The sequence below is a fragment of the Enterobacter cloacae complex sp. genome, assembly GCF_900322725.1.
GTDB lineage: Bacteria > Pseudomonadota > Gammaproteobacteria > Enterobacterales > Enterobacteriaceae > Enterobacter > Enterobacter quasihormaechei.
Map to the genome: position 1 here is coordinate 4,259,076 of NZ_LT991957.1, position 20,730 is coordinate 4,279,805.

General features: G+C 55.3%; 19 protein-coding genes. 11 read left to right on the plus strand and 8 right to left on the minus strand.

Translation table 11 applies throughout. From position 1 onward, the window contains the following. The first annotated feature begins 41 nt into the window (after positions 1 to 41). The gene (locus DBR02_RS20915; protein ID WP_107535319.1) at positions 42 to 2,207 is read left to right on the plus strand and encodes a type I secretion system permease/ATPase; all 2,166 of its coding nucleotides are present in this window, start codon (positions 42 to 44) and stop codon (positions 2,205 to 2,207) included. Continuing rightward, entirely contained in the window at positions 2,204 to 3,379 is a 1,176-nt protein-coding gene (locus DBR02_RS20920; RefSeq protein WP_107535320.1) for an HlyD family type I secretion periplasmic adaptor subunit, read from the plus strand. Before DBR02_RS20915 ends, DBR02_RS20920 begins: the two co-directional genes overlap by 4 nt. Positions 3,380 to 3,413: 34 nt before the next feature. On the opposite strand, the gene DBR02_RS20925 is transcribed toward DBR02_RS20920, so the two are convergent. Beyond that, complete coding sequence (locus DBR02_RS20925; RefSeq protein ID WP_063866757.1) at positions 3,414 to 4,298, minus strand: hypothetical protein; 885 nt, start codon at positions 4,296 to 4,298, stop codon at positions 3,414 to 3,416. Positions 4,299 to 4,583: 285 nt separating this feature from the next. Here DBR02_RS20925 and DBR02_RS20930 point away from each other — a divergent pair, with 285 nt between their 5' ends. After that, positions 4,584 to 6,041 (plus strand): EAL domain-containing protein, encoded by a 1,458-nt coding sequence (locus DBR02_RS20930; protein ID WP_107535321.1) that lies wholly within the window; start codon positions 4,584 to 4,586, stop codon positions 6,039 to 6,041. On the opposite strand, the gene DBR02_RS20935 is transcribed toward DBR02_RS20930, so the two are convergent. From DBR02_RS20935 to DBR02_RS20955, 5 genes are all read right to left on the minus strand, one after another. After that, positions 6,034 to 6,405, minus strand: coding sequence for a biofilm development regulator YmgB/AriR family protein (locus DBR02_RS20935; RefSeq protein WP_369750620.1), 372 nt, complete (start codon positions 6,403 to 6,405; stop codon positions 6,034 to 6,036). The two genes, DBR02_RS20930 and DBR02_RS20935, sit on opposite strands and share 8 nt — an antisense overlap. Before the next feature lie 23 nt (positions 6,406 to 6,428). Beyond that, on the minus strand, positions 6,429 to 6,728 hold the full coding sequence (locus DBR02_RS20940) for a hypothetical protein (protein WP_063866755.1): 300 nt from the start codon (positions 6,726 to 6,728) through the stop codon (positions 6,429 to 6,431). A 118-nt stretch (positions 6,729 to 6,846) separates the two neighbouring features. After that, positions 6,847 to 7,086 (minus strand): regulatory protein YcgZ, encoded by a 240-nt coding sequence (gene ycgZ, locus DBR02_RS20945; RefSeq protein ID WP_003857265.1) that lies wholly within the window; start codon positions 7,084 to 7,086, stop codon positions 6,847 to 6,849. A gap of 190 nt (positions 7,087 to 7,276) precedes the next feature. Then, positions 7,277 to 7,549, minus strand: coding sequence for a DUF883 family protein (locus DBR02_RS20950; protein WP_003857263.1), 273 nt, complete (start codon positions 7,547 to 7,549; stop codon positions 7,277 to 7,279). Between the two features lie 188 nt (positions 7,550 to 7,737). After that, positions 7,738 to 8,343: a hypothetical protein gene (locus tag DBR02_RS20955; protein WP_063866754.1), complete on the minus strand. Its 606-nt coding sequence runs from the start codon at positions 8,341 to 8,343 to the stop codon at positions 7,738 to 7,740. 244 nt (positions 8,344 to 8,587) lie between these two features. On the opposite strand from DBR02_RS20955, the gene DBR02_RS20960 reads away from it, so the two are divergent. The 3 genes from DBR02_RS20960 (at position 8,588) to DBR02_RS20970 (ending at position 11,865) form a co-directional block, all read left to right on the plus strand. Continuing rightward, positions 8,588 to 8,863 (plus strand): metal/formaldehyde-sensitive transcriptional repressor, encoded by a 276-nt coding sequence (locus DBR02_RS20960; protein WP_063451370.1) that lies wholly within the window; start codon positions 8,588 to 8,590, stop codon positions 8,861 to 8,863. A gap of 32 nt (positions 8,864 to 8,895) precedes the next feature. Further along, positions 8,896 to 10,014 (plus strand): S-(hydroxymethyl)glutathione dehydrogenase/class III alcohol dehydrogenase, encoded by a 1,119-nt coding sequence (locus DBR02_RS20965; RefSeq protein ID WP_107535322.1) that lies wholly within the window; start codon positions 8,896 to 8,898, stop codon positions 10,012 to 10,014. 159 nt (positions 10,015 to 10,173) lie between these two features. Then, positions 10,174 to 11,865: a methyl-accepting chemotaxis protein gene (locus DBR02_RS20970; RefSeq protein WP_107535323.1), complete on the plus strand. Its 1,692-nt coding sequence runs from the start codon at positions 10,174 to 10,176 to the stop codon at positions 11,863 to 11,865. A gap of 41 nt (positions 11,866 to 11,906) precedes the next feature. Here the strand turns inward: DBR02_RS20970 and DBR02_RS20975 are convergent, their stop codons facing one another. Beyond that, positions 11,907 to 12,830 (minus strand): LysR substrate-binding domain-containing protein, encoded by a 924-nt coding sequence (locus tag DBR02_RS20975; protein ID WP_107535324.1) that lies wholly within the window; start codon positions 12,828 to 12,830, stop codon positions 11,907 to 11,909. 227 nt (positions 12,831 to 13,057) lie between these two features. Between DBR02_RS20975 and hglS the strand changes: the two genes are divergently transcribed. Next, positions 13,058 to 14,401: a 2-oxoadipate dioxygenase/decarboxylase HglS gene (gene hglS, locus DBR02_RS20980; protein ID WP_107535325.1), complete on the plus strand. Its 1,344-nt coding sequence runs from the start codon at positions 13,058 to 13,060 to the stop codon at positions 14,399 to 14,401. Positions 14,402 to 14,443: 42 nt separating this feature from the next. Continuing rightward, positions 14,444 to 15,949: a carboxylesterase/lipase family protein gene (locus DBR02_RS20985; protein ID WP_063451365.1), complete on the plus strand. Its 1,506-nt coding sequence runs from the start codon at positions 14,444 to 14,446 to the stop codon at positions 15,947 to 15,949. Here DBR02_RS20985 and DBR02_RS20990 read toward each other — a convergent pair. After that, positions 15,936 to 16,778 (minus strand): LysR family transcriptional regulator, encoded by an 843-nt coding sequence (locus DBR02_RS20990; protein WP_107535326.1) that lies wholly within the window; start codon positions 16,776 to 16,778, stop codon positions 15,936 to 15,938. The two genes, DBR02_RS20985 and DBR02_RS20990, sit on opposite strands and share 14 nt — an antisense overlap. Positions 16,779 to 16,891: 113 nt before the next feature. Between DBR02_RS20990 and DBR02_RS20995 the strand changes: the two genes are divergently transcribed. The 3 genes from DBR02_RS20995 (at position 16,892) to DBR02_RS21005 (ending at position 20,730) form a co-directional block, all read left to right on the plus strand. Then, positions 16,892 to 18,070, plus strand: coding sequence for a pyridoxal phosphate-dependent aminotransferase (locus DBR02_RS20995; protein WP_107535327.1), 1,179 nt, complete (start codon positions 16,892 to 16,894; stop codon positions 18,068 to 18,070). Between the two features lies 1 nt (position 18,071). Then, complete coding sequence (locus DBR02_RS21000; RefSeq protein WP_107535328.1) at positions 18,072 to 18,845, plus strand: ABC transporter substrate-binding protein; 774 nt, start codon at positions 18,072 to 18,074, stop codon at positions 18,843 to 18,845. A gap of 229 nt (positions 18,846 to 19,074) precedes the next feature. Further along, positions 19,075 to 20,730 (plus strand): glucan biosynthesis protein D, encoded by a 1,656-nt coding sequence (locus DBR02_RS21005; protein ID WP_107535329.1) that lies wholly within the window; start codon positions 19,075 to 19,077, stop codon positions 20,728 to 20,730.

Sequence of the window (20,730 nt, forward strand, 5' to 3'; positions counted from 1 at the left end):
ATTTCAGGACGAAATTACCGCCCTGAACAGGACGTAGCATTATGAAGACACATCCACAGTACGAACCCTGGTTGCAGGGCATGCTTATCATCGCGAAGTATTATCGGCTGGATTTTTCAGCAGAGCATGTTCGGGTCACGATTAACCATGAAAGTCAGTCTCCGCGCCAGCTGGTGCTGGAAGAGATGGCGCGCCAGCTTGGGCTGGGGATGCGTTGGGTGGCGGCTGAAGCCGTATCGCTCGATCCGTGGCGCTTACCGCTGCTGGCCGAGTTCACCGGCGGGCAAATCGCGGTCATCAACCGTATGGACAACGAAGGGAACGTCAGCGTGCAGTTCAGCGGCGACGGCGGCCTGGAGACGACGCTGACGCGCGACGAGCTCAGTTCGCGCTTAAAGGGGCTGATGGTATTGCGTCCGCTGGAGTCCACGCCGGACGCGCGGGTGGATGATTACATCAAACCCTATGAGAAAAACTGGTTCTGGCAGCTGGCGCTGAAAGACTGGCGACGTTACGGCGACATCATGCTGGTGGCGCTGGTCGCCAACGTGCTGGCGCTTTCCGGCATGGTCTTTTCCATGCAGGTGTATGACAGGGTGGTGCCGTCGCAGTCGGAGGCCACGCTGTGGGTACTGTTTGGCGGCGTGATGATCGCCATCGTGTTTGAATTCATCATGCGGATGCTGCGCGTGCATATTTCGGACGTGGTGGGGAAGCGCGCCGACCTGCGTATTTCCGAGCGCGTGTTTGCCCACGCGCTGCGGATTAGAAACGGCGCGCGGTCAAAATCGACAGGGTCGTTTATCGCCCAGATCCGCGAGCTGGAGTCGGTGCGTGAGCTGATCACCTCCACCACCATTGCGGCCATCTCCGATCTGCCGTTCTTCCTGCTGTTTGTTTTCATTCTGTGGATGATTGGCGGCCCGCTGGTCCTGGTCGTTCTGCTGGCCGTGCCGCTGCTGCTTATTCCCGGCCTGCTGGTGCAGCGCCCGCTGGGAAAACTTTCCAGCGAAGGGATGCGAGAATCTGCCATTCGTAACGCCACGCTGGTGGAAGCGGTGCAGGGCCTTGAAGACATCAAGCTGATGCGCGCCGAGCAGCGGTTCCAGAACCAGTGGAATAACACCAATGACGTGGCCGCGAGCGTCGGCATGAAACAGCGCTGGCTGACGGGGTTGCTGCTGACCTGGACCCAGGAGGTGCAGTCTATCGTCTACGCCGTGGTGCTGCTGGTGGGCTGTTACCTGGTCATCAGCGGCGACATGACCACGGGTGCGCTGGTGGGAACCTCGATTCTGGCGTCCCGCACCATCGCGCCCCTGTCGCAGATTTCTGGTGTGCTGTCGCGCTGGCAGTCGGCAAAGGTGGCCCGAAAGGGGCTGGACGACCTGATGCAGCGCCCGATTGACGATCCCCAGCACGGGAAGAAGGTGCACAAAGCCCACCTGCGCGGGGATTACCGGCTGGAAGACGTCGGCTTCTACTATGACGAAGAAGAGAAACTCACCGTGCTGAACATCAGCAAACTGCACATTCGCGCCGGTGAGCGCGTGGCGGTGCTCGGGCGTAATGGTTCGGGGAAAAGCACCTTGCTGCATTTGCTGGCCGGCATGCAGGAGCCGCAGCAGGGCAGCATATTGCTGGACGATATTGCCCTGAATCACCTTGACCCGGCTGACGTGCGCCGCGACATGCAACTGCTCAGCCAGCAGGCGCGGCTGTTCTTCGGCTCCGTGCGTGACAATATCCTGATGGGCAATCCGCTGGCGACAGACGAGGAAATCCATCAGGCGCTGGTCAACAGCGGCGCGCTGGAGTTTGTGCGTAAGCAGAAAATGGGGCTGAACTATCTCATCAACGAAGGGGGCGCCGGGCTTTCAGGCGGACAGCGTCAGGCGCTGCTGCTGGCCCGCGCGCTGATCACCTCCCCGAACATTTTGCTGCTGGATGAACCCACCGCCTGGCTGGATGAGGTCAGCGAGAAGCAGTTTATTCAGCACCTGCACCAGTGGCTGGGCAAGCGTCGGACGCTGGTGGTGGCGACGCATCGTCTGCCGATCCTGGACCTGGTTGACCGCATCATCGTCCTGGAAAACGGCAGTGTGGTGATGGATGGGCCACGTGATGCCATTTTGCGCCAGCACGGAATGGCCCCGCAGCGGGCGCCGCAGCGCACCGTCAAACTGAAAACGGAGGGCGTGGCATGAATGATTTCTCCCGCTTTAATAGCCGGCTGAAGGAACCCCGCCTGCCGCGATCGTCGCTGGTGGCATGGACGCTGTTCGCGTTGCTTGCGGTATTTATCATCTGGGCCAGCCTGTTCGAGCTGGATGAGGTCACCACGGGCAGTGGAAAGGTGATCCCGTCTTCTCACGAGCAGGTGATTCAGTCCCTGGAAGGCGGCATTATCCACAAACTGCTGGTTCGCGAAGGCGATATCGTCGAGCGCGGTCAGCAGCTTGCACAGCTCGACCGCACCAAAACCGAATCCAGCGTGCTGGAAAGTGAATCCCGGTTAAACGCCGCGCTGGCCACCGCCGCGCGCCTGAAGGCCGAAGTTAACGACACGGAGCTGACCTTCCCGGCGGAGCTGGATGATGACGTCGAGCTGGTTAAGCAGGAAACGGCGCTTTATCAGTCACGCCGCGAGAGCCTGGAGAAAGGTCTGGCCGGTTTGCGTCAGGGCGCGGAGCTTGTGCAGCGCGAGCTGGCGTTGACCCGTCCGCTGGTGGTTCAGGGCGCAGCCAGCAAAGTGGAGGTGTTACGTCTTGAGCGCCAGAAGAACGAGCTTGAGAATAAAATTACCGAGATGAAAAACCAGTATTACGTCCGCGCGCGTGAAGAGCTGGCGAAGGCGAATGCGGAGATCGAAGCCCAGCGCTCCGTCATGAAAGGGCGCGAAGACTCGCTGACCCGCTTAACGTTCAATGCCCCGGTACGCGGCATCGTAAAGGACATTGACGTCACGACGGTGGGCGGGGTGATCCCGCCGAACGGCAAGCTGATGAGCCTGGTGCCGCTTGACGATCGGATGGTCATCGAAGCGAAAATCTCGCCGCGCGACGTGGCGTTTATTCATCCTGGACAAAAAGCGCTGGTGAAAATTACCGCTTACGACTACTCGATCTATGGCGGGCTGGAAGGTCAGGTGACGATGATCTCCCCGGATACCCTTCAGGATGAGGTGAAACGGGATGTTTATTATTATCGCGTTTACATCCGTACAGACAGTAACCATCTGACGAACAAGCAGGGAAAAGCCTTTCCGGTTTTCCCGGGCATGATAGCCACGGTCGATATCAAAACCGGCAGTAAATCGGTCCTCGATTATCTGTTGAAACCGTTGAATAAGGCAAAAGAGGCGCTGCGCGAGAGATAAAAAAGGCGTTCAGTAAACCGAACGCCGGTAAGACTTAGAGTGAAGGCGTCATGTTAAGAGCATGGCGCCGTTCTTTCGGTACCACGTTGATGTAATGCGTGACGTACGCAAAATAGAGTCCGGTATAATTTTCGACAAGCTCGATAAAGGCCGGATAAACCGACATCCGGCCATCGCCGCGATCTTTAAGATAACCTGCCTCCTGCGCCGATTTGATAATCCGGTTAACATGAATACGCGAAACGAAAAATTCTTTTGCCAGCGTGCTGGCTGAATACGCTATCGTGGCACCGTGTGCGGTTTTATTTTTAATGGCCTGCAAATAGAGATAAAGCATAATCATTCGGCCACCATCTTTATCGATGAACAAGCCTACCTCCGGAAGCACTTTTTTGAATGTTAATCCGCGGAAAAGATATTCTGCGGCGCGCCGGAAAAAGTTGTGCCTCAGAATGTCATTGTCCAAAAGATTAACATCAATATTAAATGCCGGGTAAAGAATGCTTACAGGGGTAAACGCTCCGGACATATAGCGCTTAAGCTCATCCAGCCCTTTTTCTGTAGGGGCGATTTTTGTTTTTCGCCGATCTTCGGTACAACGCCAGGTCTTAATTCGCCCGGTGGTTTTAAGTATGGTGATGATCGCAATAACGCTGTTAGGGCTGGCAATATTATAACGAGAGCATAGTGCCTTAATCTCGGAAACCGATTCAGCCTGATTACCAAAAACAAAGCAACACATTGACAGTATTATGTTGAACCGTGATTCCTGAAGCATCGTTTTGTAGAATAAGGGCTGTTTTTTATAAATGGCGTCATTGATTCTGTAGTGTTCTCTTATAGCTTCACTAAATCGCGGGTTGTTTTTAATGACATCCCGTCGATGTAGCAAAGCTCTGGATGAGATGTGATTATCCATAGCATTTTCTCTTTTATGTCTGAGCCGATGAGATGAAGTATCCGGTCTTCTTTTTCGGAATTTTCATTATACCTTGAGAAAGCCCTGGTTACTGTCGTTATATGCAAAGAAAGTAATATTTATGATGCATATGGATGAGCCGGTTGATTAACGCAAAGATGTTCCTGCGTATAACATTGATAACGGTTTATTAACCAAAGGGGGTGCGGTAACATTATTCAATGCGAAAAAAAGATGAGCTTTCATCACATGCGGGAATGGTCTTTACATTCTCAGGAGCAGGTTATGTCTCAAACTTTACCTTTTATGCAGGGTGCTTGCTACAAGCAACGATTTGTTATTTCAGCCTGCGGTTTCACCTTCGAGGGGTATAGCTTGCTCCTTAAGTCTTGTGGCGTAAACGTCACGCGGCTTCATTTCGAAGAGGATGAAATATGTTCTGCGGACGTTGAAAAAATGATGAAAAATCAATCGCCTGAGGTTTCCGTTTTTCTGGGTCGTGACGTTGCTGCCTTTCTTGAAAGCCTGAAGCGGCTGGTGTCCGTTCTGAATGCACTGCCGGTTATTTGCAGCGTCACCCTGTATGGTGCAATACCTGAGCGATGGCTTTATGCAACGTTGAGAAGTCTCGTTAATAATACAAAAAAGCTTTCTACGATCCGGATAGCGAATATTACAGAAATAATGGGCTGTGTAAAAAATAATGCAGACGTGCGTGCCGACTCATTACGCTTGCTGCGTAACGTACCGGATAAAGAGGGTAAAGAAAATCTGCATGGTTTAACACATCGCGAGTTAACCGTATTACTGAATTTTTATCGGGGCGTGTCGATAAAAGAGCAGTGTGAAAGGTTAGGGCTGTCAGATAAAACGATTTATACCCATCGGAAGGTGGGTTTAGGTAAACTGTATCTTATTCGGGTATGGTTTAGTGACGCGCGCGTATTCAGGAATGAAGTCTGTGCAGTAAAGAATAAATCACAGGCGTTTTCGGAAACGGAAATAGATGTATTGCAGGCGTTACATAAGCGGGAAATCTTTGCAGCTTATCAAATTATTACGGATGGTGATAAAAAAGGGGTTGGATTTGAAATCCTCTTGCGCTGGAATAAAAACGGTCAGATCCTGAAGCCCGCCCATTTTCTGGGAGGGATAAAACATAGTGAAATATGGCTCAAGCTGACGGCGCTTGTTATCCATGCGGCTGTGTCGGGTATCAATAAATACAATGGGAAATATTATTTTTCGGTTAATATTCCTCACCAGCTTGCTTCGGGAAATGCGCTGCCGGGGATGGCAAAAAAGGCCGTCGAAATGTTACTCAAACCGCAGTGGGCCGGGAAGCTGGTCTTTGAACTCGCTGAAACGATAGACGTAACAAAGGATAGACATATTCCCGAAACCCTCCAGCGCTTACGCGCCGAGGGTTGTCGGCTTTTTCTGGATGACTGTTTTTCAAAATATCATGCTATGTTGCCCATCAGACAGATTAATGTCGATGGACTGAAGCTTGACCGAGATATTGTTGAGCACTTTATGGCTAACGATAAAGACTATAGCATTATAAAAGCGATACAGGTTTATAGCGACATGACGGGAACCGAATGCATTGCGGAAGGGGTCGATAGCGAGGAAAAATTTCAAAAACTTGTCGCGTTAGGCGTTAAGCGATTTCAGGGATATTACCTTTCACGGGCAGTGAAAGAAGAGGAGCTGGATCGGATGGTACGGTTATTCAGTTAATCGCCTTACTATGCGGGTAGTACGACATACTTAAGTATTCGACCACCCGCAAAAAACAGGCACTCACCGTCGCAATATTGACTTCTCGGATATCATCGCGCGTAAAACCGACAACAATTTCAAGCGTGTTACGAATGACATCGCAGGCTTCAGGCTCTTCGGTAATTTCCAGGGCGTGAATCAGTTGCAGAATAATCTCTTTATTCGAGAGATTGTCACCGGTAAGCAGAATACAGCGTATTGCTGAGCCCAACACTTCAGCCTCACCATTGAGATGCCTTCCGGCGTTAAGGAAATGTTCTGCCAGTCCTTTATCGTGCAGTGCTTCAAAATTATACGTCTGCTGCGTCATCGCTTTACTCATGGTGGTCACCGTGTTGGTTAAAATTAGTGTTTCTTGTCTGGTGTCAGAAGCGTAGTGTGGCTGAAGAGAGAGCGCATGCGACCAATTTCATAGTCGCCCATCACTCTTCCACGATCGTGCGATACGCCGGTTACCCGCTGGCGCACTTCATCTTCAGCAGCAATCAATGCATTTTTACGTTCATCATTTGATTCAACGTTAGCCATTGCCCGCAGGCGATTAGCAAGAGACGCAAAGGTAATGGGTCCGTTCTCTTTTATGATGGATAAAACGGCCTCACCGATAAGGTCATCCTTAAGTCGTTCAAATTTAGTTCTATGCATAGCTTCAATCTCACTCTGCTACACGCGCCAGGCTGTAGCATGGGGTTAGTCATCGCATCCAGAGTCTCTATTCTCACTCAGCATGACTAACTTAGTAAGTTAAAAAACAGTGTTCAGGTTAACGCTCGAAGAAGAGGGCAATCAGACCGTTATAGTGCGCTTTTTCAACGTCAGACGTTGATTCTTCGATTCTGCGCAGCAGCTTTGTACAAATTGTCATTCTGCTCAATTGTACATTTTCTTTGATGATCTCACTGACGATGGCGCCAAGGGTTTCCTGCTGTGTTGGCACGTTATCCTTGTTAAAATACAGAGTAATAGCGCTTTCTGCTGTTGAAGGAGCATGGTTGCGACGCATAATTTTCTACCGTTGACAAACAATTTTGTAACATCACTGGCATCGAATTTATACCATTCAGTTAAATCTGTACACATAAATTGTACAAGTTTTTCGTAAGGATCGGGCTTTCGCCATGAGAACTATCAAAATTAGGGGGGGGAGTAAGCGGTAAGAGAGGGGAAAAAAGAAGGCCCCGGAGGGCCTGAAATTATTTACGTCCCAGCAGAAGTCCCAGAACGATACCTACCGCACCCGCAGCGATTAAGCCCGTTAGCGGGTTGTTCCTGACGGCCTCAGTGACGTCCGAGACGGCGTCACTGGCCTGGGCAGCATATTTTTTCGCAGCACCCTTCACCTGGTGTTTAGGCGAATCAACGAATTCACCAAACTGCTGCTGTGCAGAGCCGGACAATTCATCAAGTTTGTTTTTGGCTTTATCGCCAGCGTATTGTGCATTTTTATCAGTGTCGAAATCAGACATTCTTACCTCCTTTTGTTGACAATCTAAGGATAGCCGCTGTTTGCGACAGTGAGAGGGAATTCACTAAAATCGGCATCCGATGACTCATTTTTAGGATATGTCTTTCTTACTTGACCACCATTACATACGAAGGGGGAAGTTGATGGATATTTCCCTCGCCGTCTTTTTATACGCAGCGGGACGAGGGATTATTTCTGGCGTTCGTTAGCGCGAAAGGTAACGTAATAGCCAAGGGATGCAGCCAGGCACAGCATATAGCCGAACGATTCCGAACCTTCCTCTACGGCGTTTTTCACGACACGAATATAGCCATGCTCCAGAATGGTGTGCCACAGCGCCTGCATGCCAAAGAGTCGCGAGAAGACCAGCACGGCCAGCAGGCCGCTCAACAAAATGCCATACCAGGGGGACTGGGTGTATTTTGCCAGCTGTTCCAGGGTAGCGCGAATATGCATAACGGGACGAATTAAGGCCAGCAGAGCGGTAATGAGGGCGAACCATACCCAGCTCCCGTGAGCAATAAGATCAAAAAGCGCATCCAGTTCCCGAATTAACATCGTCAGGAAAAATCCGCCCACCAGAATATTGCAGTAACGCATGGATTCGTCCATTTTTGCCAGACGAAAATGGAGAAAGACGATGGTCGCTAATACGGTTTCCTGCATAATTTCCGTCAGTGATAATTCCGGAATATCATGACCAACAAACCGCATATCAACCCAAAGACACAGTATAATAAGTGCGCAAGCTGCCGCCGCGCCAACGAAGAATAAAAAGCTTTTTAGTACAATCATTAACACCACCATTTTGTTTGTAGCAGGTATGTTAGGTGACGAGAATGTTATTTCTGTTCACATCGTGCCATATAAGTGTGGATTTTTAACATTACGAGCTAAATAGGTTTCGCAGCGGCAAAAGTAAACCGTAAATATCATTTTCACCGTTTAGGCTGTTTGCTTATTTCAGCGTTTTATTCTTGTGGTTTACAGAGCAATAGCATACGAGGTACCATACCCCCCTATAGTATCAGGAGGGCGTATGCCGCATTCACCCGAAGATAAAAAACGTATTCTGACCCGCGTCCGCCGCATTCGAGGCCAGGTTGATGCCCTTGAGCGCGCGCTGGAGTCGGGCGAGCCCTGTCTCGCCATTTTGCAGCAAATCGCCGCCGTGCGCGGTGCTGCCAATGGCCTGATGGGTGAAATGGTCGAAATTCACCTCAAAGATGAGCTGGTGACGGGGGAGACTACCCCGGATCAGCGGGCAGTTCGGATGGCGGAAGTCGGCCATTTGCTGCGCTCTTATCTAAAATAAACCCACACACCTCACAACAAGGGAAAGACATCATGAAATCTCGCGCAGCCGTCGCGTTCGGCCCAGGCCAGCCGCTGAAAATCGTTGAAATTGATGTTGCTCCGCCGAAGAAAGGCGAAGTGCTGATCAAAATTACCCACACCGGCGTCTGCCATACCGACGCTTTTACCCTGTCCGGTGACGATCCGGAAGGCGTATTCCCGGCGGTGCTTGGCCACGAAGGGGGCGGTGTGGTGGTGGAAGTGGGTGAAGGCGTCACCAGCCTGAAGCCCGGCGACCACGTGATCCCGCTGTACACCGCAGAGTGCGGCGAGTGTAAGTTCTGCAAGTCCGGCAAAACCAACCTCTGTCAGGCCGTACGCGCCACGCAGGGCAAGGGGCTTATGCCGGACGGCACCACCCGTTTCTCCTACAACGGTGAGCCTGTTTATCACTACATGGGTACCAGCACATTCAGCGAATACACGGTGTGCGCCGAGATCTCGCTGGCGAAAGTTAACCCGCAGGCCCCGCTGGATAAAGTCTGTCTGCTCGGCTGCGGCGTAACGACCGGTATCGGTGCGGTGCATAACACGGCGAAAGTGAAAGAGGGCGACACCGTGGCGGTGTTCGGCCTGGGCGGGATCGGCCTGGCGGTCATCCAGGGGGCGGTACAGGCAAAAGCCGGTCGTATCATTGCTGTGGATACCAACCCGGACAAGTTCACGCTCGCAGGTGAAATGGGGGCGACCGATTTCATCAACCCGAAAGACTACGATAAGCCGGTTCAGGACGTGATCGTTGAGCTGACCGACGGCGGCGTGGACTTCAGTTTCGAATGTATCGGCAACGTCAACGTGATGCGTTCAGCGCTGGAGTGCTGCCATAAGGGCTGGGGCGAAAGCATTATTATCGGTGTGGCCGGCGCGGGTCAGGAGATCAAAACCCGTCCGTTCCAGCTGGTGACGGGGCGAGTATGGCGTGGTTCGGCATTTGGCGGCGTGAAGGGCCGTACTCAGCTGCCTGGCATGGTAGAAGATGCGATGGTCGGCAAAATTCAGCTCGATCCGTTCATTACGCACCGCCTGCCGCTGGATCAGATCAACGAAGCCTTTGATCTGATGCACGAAGGAAAATCCATTCGTACCGTTATCCATTTCGGCGACAACTGATTATTCTGCCAGCGGTTTTTGCCGCTGGCATTTCTTCCCCAATCTTTTCTAAAGTGTGACCTGTCTGGCGCTTTTAGGCGTAATTTTATCCCCGTCCGTGCCGATGACTCTTTTACAGGCGTGTTTTTACGCATCTTACCTATAAGAGAGTCGACGGTCATGGACAACACAACATCGATGCAGACGCAGCACAAGCTTGGTTTCTTGCATCACATCCGGCTGGTTCCGCTGTTTTCCTCCATTCTCGGTGGCATTATTCTCCTGTTTGCATTGAGCTCGGGTCTGGCAGGGTATTTCCTGCTCCAGGCCGATAACGATCAGCAGGATGTCACGGCAGAAATCCAGGTGCGCACCGGGCTGTCAAACAGTTCGAACCATTTACGCACGGCCCGTATCAACATGATCCACGCGGGGGCCGCGAGCCGTATTGCCGAAATGGAGGCGATGAAGCAAAACATCGCTGAAGCCGAAACCCGCCTCAAACAGTCGCAGGATGGATTTGCTTCCTATATGAAGCGCTCCGTTCGCACCCCGGCTGATGAAGCGCTGGATGGCGATCTGAAAGCCCGCTACGACGCCTACATTGCCGGCATGCAGCCGATGCTGAAATATGCCAAAAACGGCATGTTTGAAGCCATAATCAACCACGAAAATGAGACCGCGCGTCCGCTGGACGATGCCTATAACGCGGTGCTGCTGAAGGCGATTAAAATCCGCACCGAACGCGCGAACGCGCTAACGGCACAGGCTCACACCCGCACCCGGCTGGGGCTGATATTTATGTTCGGCGCTTTCGGCCTGGCGCTGGCGCTGGCCGTCATCACCTTCGTGGTGCTGCGCCGCACGGTGATTAGCCCGCTCCAGCGCGCCGCTGCGCGTATCGAAAATATCGCAAAAGGTGATTTGACCCTGCCGGACGAACCGACCGGGCGCAGCGAAATTGGCCGCCTGACGCGCGATCTGCAAACAATGCAGCACGCGCTGGTTACCACCGTGGGCACCGTGCGGCAGGGGGCGGAGGAGATCTACCGGGGAACCAGCGAGATTTCTGCGGGCAATACCGATCTCTCATCCCGTACCGAGCAGCAGGCGGCGGCCATTGAACAGACGGCGGCCAGCATGGAGCAGCTCACCGCAACGGTGAAACAGAATGCCGATAACGCGCATCATGCCAGCAAGCTTGCGGAAGATGCCTCCGGTAAGGCCAGCCGCGGGGGGCAAATGGTTTCCGGCGTGGTGAAAACCATGGGTAATATTTCCACCAGCTCGAAGAAAATCTCCGAAATTACCGCCGTGATTAACAGCATCGCGTTCCAGACCAATATACTGGCGCTCAACGCGGCGGTCGAGGCGGCGCGTGCGGGTGAACAGGGGCGGGGCTTTGCGGTAGTGGCGAGCGAAGTCCGCACGCTGGCAAGCCGCAGCGCGAACGCGGCAAAAGAGATTGAAAGCCTGATTAATGAATCGGTGTCGCTTATCGATCAGGGCTCCGGGGAAGTGGTTGCGGCGGGCAATACCATGAATGAGATCGTCGAGGCGGTGAAACGCGTCACCGATATCATGCTCGAGATTGCGGCGGCGTCCGATGAGCAGAGCCGCGGTATTGTTCAGGTGAGCCAGGCGATTTCCGAAATGGATAAAGTGACGCAGCAGAATGCCTCGCTGGTGGAAGAAGCCTCGGCGGCGGCGGCCTCGCTGGAAGAGCAGGGCGCACGTCTGACGCAAGCCGTTGGCGCGTTTCGTCTCAACGGGACGCGCGCAGGACGGGCCACCGCGGCTGCATCCGCAGTCAAGCCCGCGCCCTTAACCCCGGCGGCGGCCGTTTCAGGTGATCACTGGGAAACGTTCTGAATAAAACAGACCCGCCCTCGCGGCGGGTCCTGCGTTTACGGTCAGAGAGGCATTGATTTACGAATGGCGCTGAGCAGCGCCTGGGCGCCTTCAGAGAGCGGAGCATCTATCCGCGTAAGTATCCCAATCGGTTCACCCGCCCCGGGCGATGTGACCGGCAGCGCCGTGAGCACGCCGCGTCGCAGATCGTCCTTCACCGCGCCGGACGGCACAAACCACACGTAGTCATAATCCACCGTCAGCTGGCGCGAAAGCGACGCAGAAAGCGTTTCAATACATCCTGACGGCAGCGTGCAGCCCTGCATTTGCAGCAATGCTTCCGCATTCTGACGGGGAACGGTTCCTTTCGGTGAAACCACCACCGGCCACTCCATTACGCGGCTCAGGGTGACGGTATCCTGCAACAGGGGATGATTCGGACGCACCACCAGCTTCAGTGATTCCAGGAACAACAGTTCGTAATTAAGACCGCTCATCAGTTCCGGATCGGACATTCGACCAATGCCCAGATCCAGCTCCCCTGACTTCAGGCCCGCCAGCAGCATGGTGTTGTTCATGGTCGCGACCTGAAGCGTGGCGTGCTTTTGCTGGCGGTGGAACTGGCCGATCGCCGCAGGCAGTATACCCAGCGCCGCCGTCGGCAGCGCGCCCACGCGCACGATATCGCTGGCCGGCTCCTCTTTACGATTTAACGCCTGACCAGCGGTATTGAGCGCATCAAGAACTTTAACGGCGTGCGTCAGGAACTGTTCACCCACCAGGGTAAGCTGAGCGCCCAGACGGCCGCGATCGAACAGGCGCGTTCCGGTAAGCTGTTCCAGTTCGTTCAGCGTTTTGGAGAGTGCAGGCTGACTGAGGTTAAGGGTTTCAGCCGCTCGCCCCAGCGTTCCCTGTTGAGCGACGGCCACAAAAGTATGCAAATGGCGCAAGCGTATGCGCTGACTGAACAGACCATTTTTTTCCATAGGCGATGTTAAAAACAGAGCGACGCGGGTGACAAGTTAAGATGTTTGAATTTGATAACCTGATAGCAAAATATTTTTAACATTTGATCTGTTTGAGTTACAACTGTTTTTCGAAAACGCCCACGCCTTGACCACTCGTCTGCCTGGATCACAATTTCTAAATTCTTCCCAACGAAAGGAACGGGCTTCTCTACACTCCAGGTAGTATTCACTGGAGGCATGACATCATGGCGAACACCATCACGGCTGATGATATTCGGGAACACTTTTCGCAGGCTATGTCGGCGATGTACCAGCAGGAAGTTCCGCAGTACGGCACCTTGCTGGAACTGGTGGCGGACGTTAACCTGGCGGTTCTGGAAAATAACCCCCTTTTACACGAACAACTGGCAAACGCAGACGAACTGGCGCGCCTGAATGTTGAACGTCACGGTGCGATCCGCGTTGGCACCGCGCAGGAACTTTCCACCCTGCGCCGGATCTTCGCCATTATGGGCATGCACCCGGTCAGCTATTACGATCTCTCCCAGGCGGGCGTGCCTGTCCACTCGACGGCGTTTCGTCCCACGGACGATGCGGCGCTCTGCCGTAATCCGTTTCGCATTTTTACCTCGCTGCTGCGCCTGGAGCTGATTGAAAACGTTGCGCTGCGCGAAAAGGCGGCGGAGATCCTCTCCCGACGCAATATCTTTACGCCGCGCTGCCTTGAACTGATCGACCTGCATGATGCGCAGGGACACTTTACCGGGGCGCAGGCGCGTGAATTTGTGCAGGAAGCCTTAGAAACCTTCCGCTGGCATCGCCATGCGACGGTGGATCGGGAAACCTATCTGGCGCTGAGCAACGAACATCGCCTGATCGCCGACGTGGTCTGTTTCCCGGGGTGCCATATTAACCATCTTACGCCGCGCACGCTGGATATCGACCGGGTGCAGGAGCTGATGCCGAAGTACGGCATTGAGCCTAAAATCCTGATTGAAGGCCCACCGCGTCGCGAGGTGCCGATCCTCCTGCGCCAGACCAGCTTCAAGGCGCTGGAAGAGCCGGTGCTTTTCGCGGGAGAAGACCAGGGCACCCATACCGCGCGTTTCGGTGAAATTGAGCAGCGCGGCGTGGCGCTTACGCCAAAAGGACGCGAGCTGTACGACAGCCTGCTAAACCAGGCCGGGACCGGCAAAGACAACCTGACCCACCAGCTTCACCTGCGCGAGATCTTCAGCGCCTTCCCGGACAGCGAAATGTTTCTGCGTCGTCAGGCGCTGGCCTATTTCCGCTACCGTCTGACCCCGACGGGGGAGGCGCATCGCCACGCGTTTCGTCCGGGCGACGATCCGCAGCCGCTGATCGAGCGCGGCTGGGTTGTGGCGCAGCCGATCACCTATGAAGATTTTCTGCCCGTCAGCGCGGCGGGGATATTCCAGTCAAATCTCGGCAATGAAACGCAGGCGCGCAGCCACGGCAATGCCAGCCGCCAGGCCTTTGAAGCCGCGCTCGGCTGTGCGGTACACGACGAGTTTTCCCTTTACCACGAGGCGGAAGTGCGCAGCAAACAGCGTTGCGGTTTGCTCTGAAACCGTTACTCTGCTGGGGTGTGATGGAAAAAGAAGGTTGTTATGGAAAATCCCTCCGCCCCTGTGGTTGAAACGCGCCAGGGCGCACTGATTGGTTTTACTGAAGACGATACGCACGTGTGGTGCGGCATTCCCTATGCGGCCCCGCCGGTTGGCTCCCTGCGCTGGCGCTCCCCGCGTCCTCCCGCGCGCTGGGACGGCGTGCGCCCGGCGACGGCGTTCTCTGCCTCCAGCTGGCAGAGCGGCGAAAGCTGCCAGGAGCTGGGCGGCGGCGATCCCGGTCAGTTCTCTGAAGATTGCCTGTACCTTAACGTCTGGTCGCCGATCGCGCGCGCCGCGCCGCTTCCGGTGATGGTCTGGCTGCACGGCGGGGGATTTACCCTCGGTGCTGGCGGTCTGCCTCCGTATAACGGCAGGGCGCTGGCGAAGCGCGGCGCGGTGGTGGTGACGATAAATTACCGTCTTGGGCACCTCGGTTTTTTTGCCCATCCGGCGCTGGAGGGTGAAGAAGAGCGCGTAGTGCATAACTTTGCGTTGCTCGATCAAATCCAGGCCCTGGAATGGGTGCGCGATAATATTGCCGCGTTCGGCGGCGATCCCGATAACGTCACGGTATTTGGCGAGTCGGCCGGCGCGCGCAGCGTACTCTCGCTGATGGCGTCCCCGCTTGCGGGAGGGCTGTTCCATAAAGCCATTGTGCAAAGCGGGTACACGCTGCCGGACACCCCGCGCGAGCAGGCCATGCGTAAAGGCGAAGCGATTGCCGCGCATTTCGGCCTGGAAAACGCCACCGCAGAACAGCTTCGCGCGATCCCGCCGGAGGCGTTCTGGCCGCTGACCTCGCCGCTGAATATCGCGCCTGCGCCCATTGTGGGCGACTGCGTTTTGCCTGAAGCCATGCTCGACGTCTTCTTCGCGGCCCGTCAACATCCTGTGCCGGTGATGATTGGGTCGAACAGCGACGAAGCCAGCGTAATGTCGGTGTTCGGCGTCGATCTGGCCGGGCAGATCCAGAAGCTGCGTCGCGAGCGGCGCTTTGGTCTGGGGCTGATCAAGCTGCTTTATCCGGGCGTGAAGGGCGATGAGGAGCTCGGCAGGCAGGTGTGCCGCGACATGGCGTTCACCACCATGGGCTACGTGGTGATGCAGGCGCAGCAGCGAGCGGGTGGCCTGTGCTGGCGATACTGGTTTGATTATGTGGCCGAAGCCGAGCACGCAACGTACATCAACGGCGCATGGCACGGCAACGAAGTGCCTTACGTGTTCGATACCCTCGGGCAGGTCGAGCCCTCGCGACAGTACGTGAACGAACGCGATCTGACCTTCGCGGCTCGGGTGGCGGACTACTGGGTGAGCTTCGCTCGGGACGCGGGAAAACGTGACAGCCTGCCGGGGCCGACGCGCTGGCCCGCCTGCCGGAAAGGGCGGGACGTACTGTTACGCATCGGTGTGAATAAACATGCAGGTTTTCGGCTTGAAAACCGCTTCATGCGTGCCCGTATGAGCCTCTTTAAACGGGTGATGAAACACCACGTCAGCCTCGACTGAGCAGACAGGCGCGAAACGCATCCAGCCCGTTCTCCGGGCCGGGTGCGTCGCGGAATACCAGCCGGTAGCTCGCCCCGGTTCTTATGCTCGTATCGTAAGGCCGCATTAGCCGTCCGGCGCGCACGTCCTCCTCCACCAGCGTTTCATCCGCTATGGCGATGCCCAGCCCCTGGATAGCGGCGGTAATAGCCAAATCCATCGTTTCGAAGTGTTGATTTTTGAGCATAGCTGGCGCCGGGCGCGGCTGTTTCGCCAGCCACAGCGTCCAGTCCGTTTTGTCCCGCGTTGGGTGCAGAAAGGTGAGTGTTTCCAGCGCAGAACCGGCCCGCAGCGGGCTCATTACCGGTGTTAAGGCCTCTTCGAACAGCAGATCGCCGGCGCTCATGTGCGTCCCGAATACAATCGCCGCATCATAGGATTCGGTTTTGAAATTGACGTTATGATCGGTGGTGGTGGTCAGTGCAATTTGCAGATCCGGCTGTTCACGCTCCACCTGTAGCAGCCGCGGCACCAGCCAGCGCATCGCACAGGTTGGCGCTTTCAGGCGGATGACGGTCTGGTGCGTCCGCGCCTGCTCGGCAACGTTCAGCAGATGCTCAAACGCAGATTGTAGCTCCGGCAGCAGGGCGCTTCCCTGTGATGTGAGACGCAGGCCGCGCGCGTGGCGTTCGAACAGCGGGAAGCCGAACCAGCTTTCCAGCGCGGCGATTTTACGGCTTACCGCCCCCTGCGTCAGACAAAGCTCCTTTGCGGCATGGGTCAGATTCAGGTGACGCGCGGTCACTAAAAAAGTCTCTACGGCATTAAGCGGAAATGAACGACGCGACATATCTCACCTTAGCTATGCGTTTTTGTCATGGCTATTATGACAACAATTCGATTGTCCCGACAGCGAAGTTGTTGTTTGAATAGTTATGCATTCACCATGAGAAGGGACAGAGGATGACTTTGAAAACGCCGGTGCAGACACGCTCCAAATTGCCGGATGTGGGAACCACCATTTTTACCGTTATCGGCCAGCTTTCTGCCCAGCATAACGCGATCAACCTTTCTCAGGGTGCGCCGAATTTTTCCTGCGACCCAAAACTGATCTCCGGCGTGACCCGCGCCATGGAGGCAGGGCATAACCAGTACGCGTCCATGACCGGGCTACAGCCGCTTAAGGCGCGCATCGCGGACAAAATTGCCACACTCTACGGCACGCACTATGACCCGGCCAGTGAGGTGCTGGTGACCGCCAGCGCCAGCGAAGGGCTTTACTCGGCCATCAGCGGGCTGGTTCATCCTGGCGATGAGGTGATCTATTTCGAACCCTCCTTTGACAGCTATGCGCCGATTGTCCGTTTGCAAGGGGCGACGCCGATCGCCATTAAGCTGACGGTACCCGATTTTGCCGTAAACTGGGACGACGTGCGGGCGGCCATCACCCCGCGCACGCGGATGATCATCGTTAATACGCCGCACAACCCGAGCGGACAGGTATTTTCGGCCGCCGATCTGCACCAGCTGGCGGCGCTGACGCGCCACACCGACATCATCATTTTGTCTGACGAAGTGTATGAGCACGTTGTTTTTGACGGCGAGCCACACCACGGGATGGCGACGCACCCGCAGCTGGCGGAGCGCAGCGTGATAATTTCTTCCTTCGGAAAAACCTATCACGTGACCGGCTGGCGCGTGGGTTATTGTGTGGCGCCCGCGGAGCTGATGGATGAGATATGTAAGGTCCATCAATTTTTAATGTTCTCTGCCGATACGCCAATGCAGTACGCGTTTGCAGAACATATGGCCGATCCGCAAACCTGGCTGTCGCTGGCGGCGTTTTATCAGCGCAAGCGCGATCTGCTGCAAAGCCTGCTGGCCGACTCGCCGTTTACGCTGCTGCCGAGCAAAGGGTCGTTTTTCCTGCTGGCTGATTACAGCGGCTTCAGCGACGAGCGCGACAGCGAGATGGTGAAAAGGCTGATTGTCGAGTGCGGGGTTGCCACTATTCCGCTGTCGGCGTTTTATGCTGATGGCACGGACAATAAACTGATTCGTCTCTCTTTTGCGAAAGATGAGGCGACGTTACGGGCAGGTGCCCAGGCCCTGTGTCGGATCACACCACGTTCAGGAGTTTAAGATGAAATTACGCGCGTTAGTTGTCGGCATGGGGCTGCTGTGTTCATTTTCGTCAATCGCCGCCACCGAGTTGCGATACGGTCTGGAGGCGGAATATCCGCCGTTTGAAAGCCGCAATGCGTCAGGGGAGCTGGAGGGCTTTGACGTAGAGCTGGGAAATGCCATCTGCAAAGCCGCCGCGCTGAAGTGCAGCTGGGTGGAAACCTCGTTTGATGCGCTGATCCCCGGTCTGGTGGCGAAAAAGTTCGACGCGATTAACTCGGCGATGAACATCACCGAGCAGCGTCGCAAGAGCATTGACTTTACTCAGCCCATCTATCGCATTCCCTCCCAGCTGGTGGGCAAAGCCGGCTCTGCGGTAGAGGCCACGCCGGAAGGGCTGAAGGGCAAAACCATCGGCGTTCTCCAGGGTTCGATTCAGGAAACCTACGCCAAAGAGCACTGGGAAAAGCACGGTGTCACCGTGGTGTCTTATAAAGATCAGAATATGGCGTGGGGAGACTTGCTGAATGGCCGCATCGACGCCTCGCTGGTCATGTCAGCGGCCGGGCAGGCGGGTTTCCTCAGCAAGCCGCAGGGTAAAGGGTTTGGCTTTATCGGCAAACCGGTGTCAGACGACACGATCCTCGGCAGTGGTATCGGCTTTGGGCTGCGGAAGGGGGATGAGGCCACCAAGAAGCAGCTTGATGCCGCCATTGATAAAGTACGTGCCGATGGCACGATCGCTAAACTGGCTGATAAGTACTTCCCGGGTATCGATGTCAGCGTAAAATAACCGCCTCGTTGGTCCCGGCTGTCGATGTCCAGCCGGGACATTTTATACATAACTTTACCCCTTTTTCAGGCCGTTCTGGTCGACAGAAAATATTTCCTGGTTTGTTCAGATAATCACCCGCCAACAATTGGATTCTTAACCGTTTTTGTTTAGGCTGTGCGTTCTTTCTTGCCGTCATTTCGCTGCGCGCGAAACTCATTCACACGACCATAAGGACGTTTTCTCAGGCATGAATCGCAGACGTTTTCTCAAAGGTTCCCTGGCAATGGCTGCCCTGAGCGGCACTTCTGGCCTTGCTTCTCTGTTTTCCCAGGCGGCGTATGCTGCTGATTCCGATATTGCCGACGGTCAGAGCCGCCGCTTTGACTTCTCCGTTCTGCAATCCATGGCGCACGATCTGGCGAAAACCCCGTGGGGCGGCGCGCCGCGTCCGCTGCCGGAAACGCTGGCCACCATGACGCCGCAGGCGTACAACGCCATTCGTTACGATGAGAAGCAGTCGCTGTGGAATAACATTGAAGGTCGTCAGCTGGACGCCCAGTTCTTCCATATGGGGATGGGGTTCCGCCGCCGCGTGCGCATGTTCTCGCTGGATCAAACCACCTCTCAGGCGCGCGAGATCTACTTCCGACCTGAGCTGTTCAGCTATGGCGATACGGGCGTGGATACCCGCCAGCTGGAAGGGCAGAGCGACCTCGGGTTTGCTGGATTCCGCGTATTTAAAGCGCCGGAGCTGGCGCGACGCGATATCGTTTCGTTCCTGGGCGCGAGCTACTTCCGCGCGGTGGATGATACCTACCAGTACGGCCTTTCCGCGCGTGGCCTGGCGGTGGATACCTTTACCGACACCCCGGAAGAGTTCCCGGACTTCACCTCCTTCTGGTTTGAAACCGTTAAGCCGGGTGATACCACCTTTACCGTCTATGCGCTGCTGGACAGCCCGAGCATTACCGGTGCCTATAAGTTCGTGATCCATTGCGAGAAGAGCCAGGTGATCATGGACGTCGAAAACCACCTCTACGCGCGCAAAGAGATTAAGCAGCTCGGCATCGCGCCGATGACCAGCATGTTTAGCTGCGGCAACAACGAACGCCGCATGTGCGACACCATTCATCCGCAGATCCACGACTCAGACCGTCTGGCGATGTGGCGCGGCAACGGGGAGTGGATCTGCCGACCGCTGAACAACCCGCAAAAGCTGCAATTTAACGCGTTTCAGGATAAGAACCCGAAAGGCTTTGGTTTATTGCAGCTTGACCGTGATTTCTCCCATTATCAGGACGTCATGGGCTGGTATAACAAGCGACCAAGCCTGTGGGTCGAGCCGCGCAATAACTGGGGCAAAGGCTCCATTGCCCTGATGGAGATCCCGACAACCGGCGAGACGCTCGATAACGTGGTCTGCTTCTGGCAGCCGGAGAAGCCGGTGCAGGCGGGCGACGAACTGGACTTCAAATACCGTCTTTACTGGAGCGCGCAGCCACCGGTGCGTTCGCCGCTGGCAAACGTCTACGCGACCCGTACCGGTATGGGCGGTTTCCCGGAGGGCTGGGCGCCGGGTGAAAATTACCCGAAAGTGTGGGCCCGTCGCTTTGCCATTGACTTCGTCGGGGGGGATTTGAAGGCCGCCGCACCTAAGGGCATTGAGCCGGTGATCACGCTGTCCAGCGGTGAAGCGAAGCAGGTGGAGATCCTCTATGTCGAGCCGTTTGACGGCTATCGCATCCTCTTTGACTGGTATCCAACCTCTGACTCTACCGAGCCGGTCGATATGCGCCTGTTCCTGCGCTGTCAGGGCGACGCCATCAGCGAGACCTGGCTGTATCAATACTTCCCGCCAGCGCCGGACAAACGTAACTATGTTGACGACCGGATTATGCGCTAG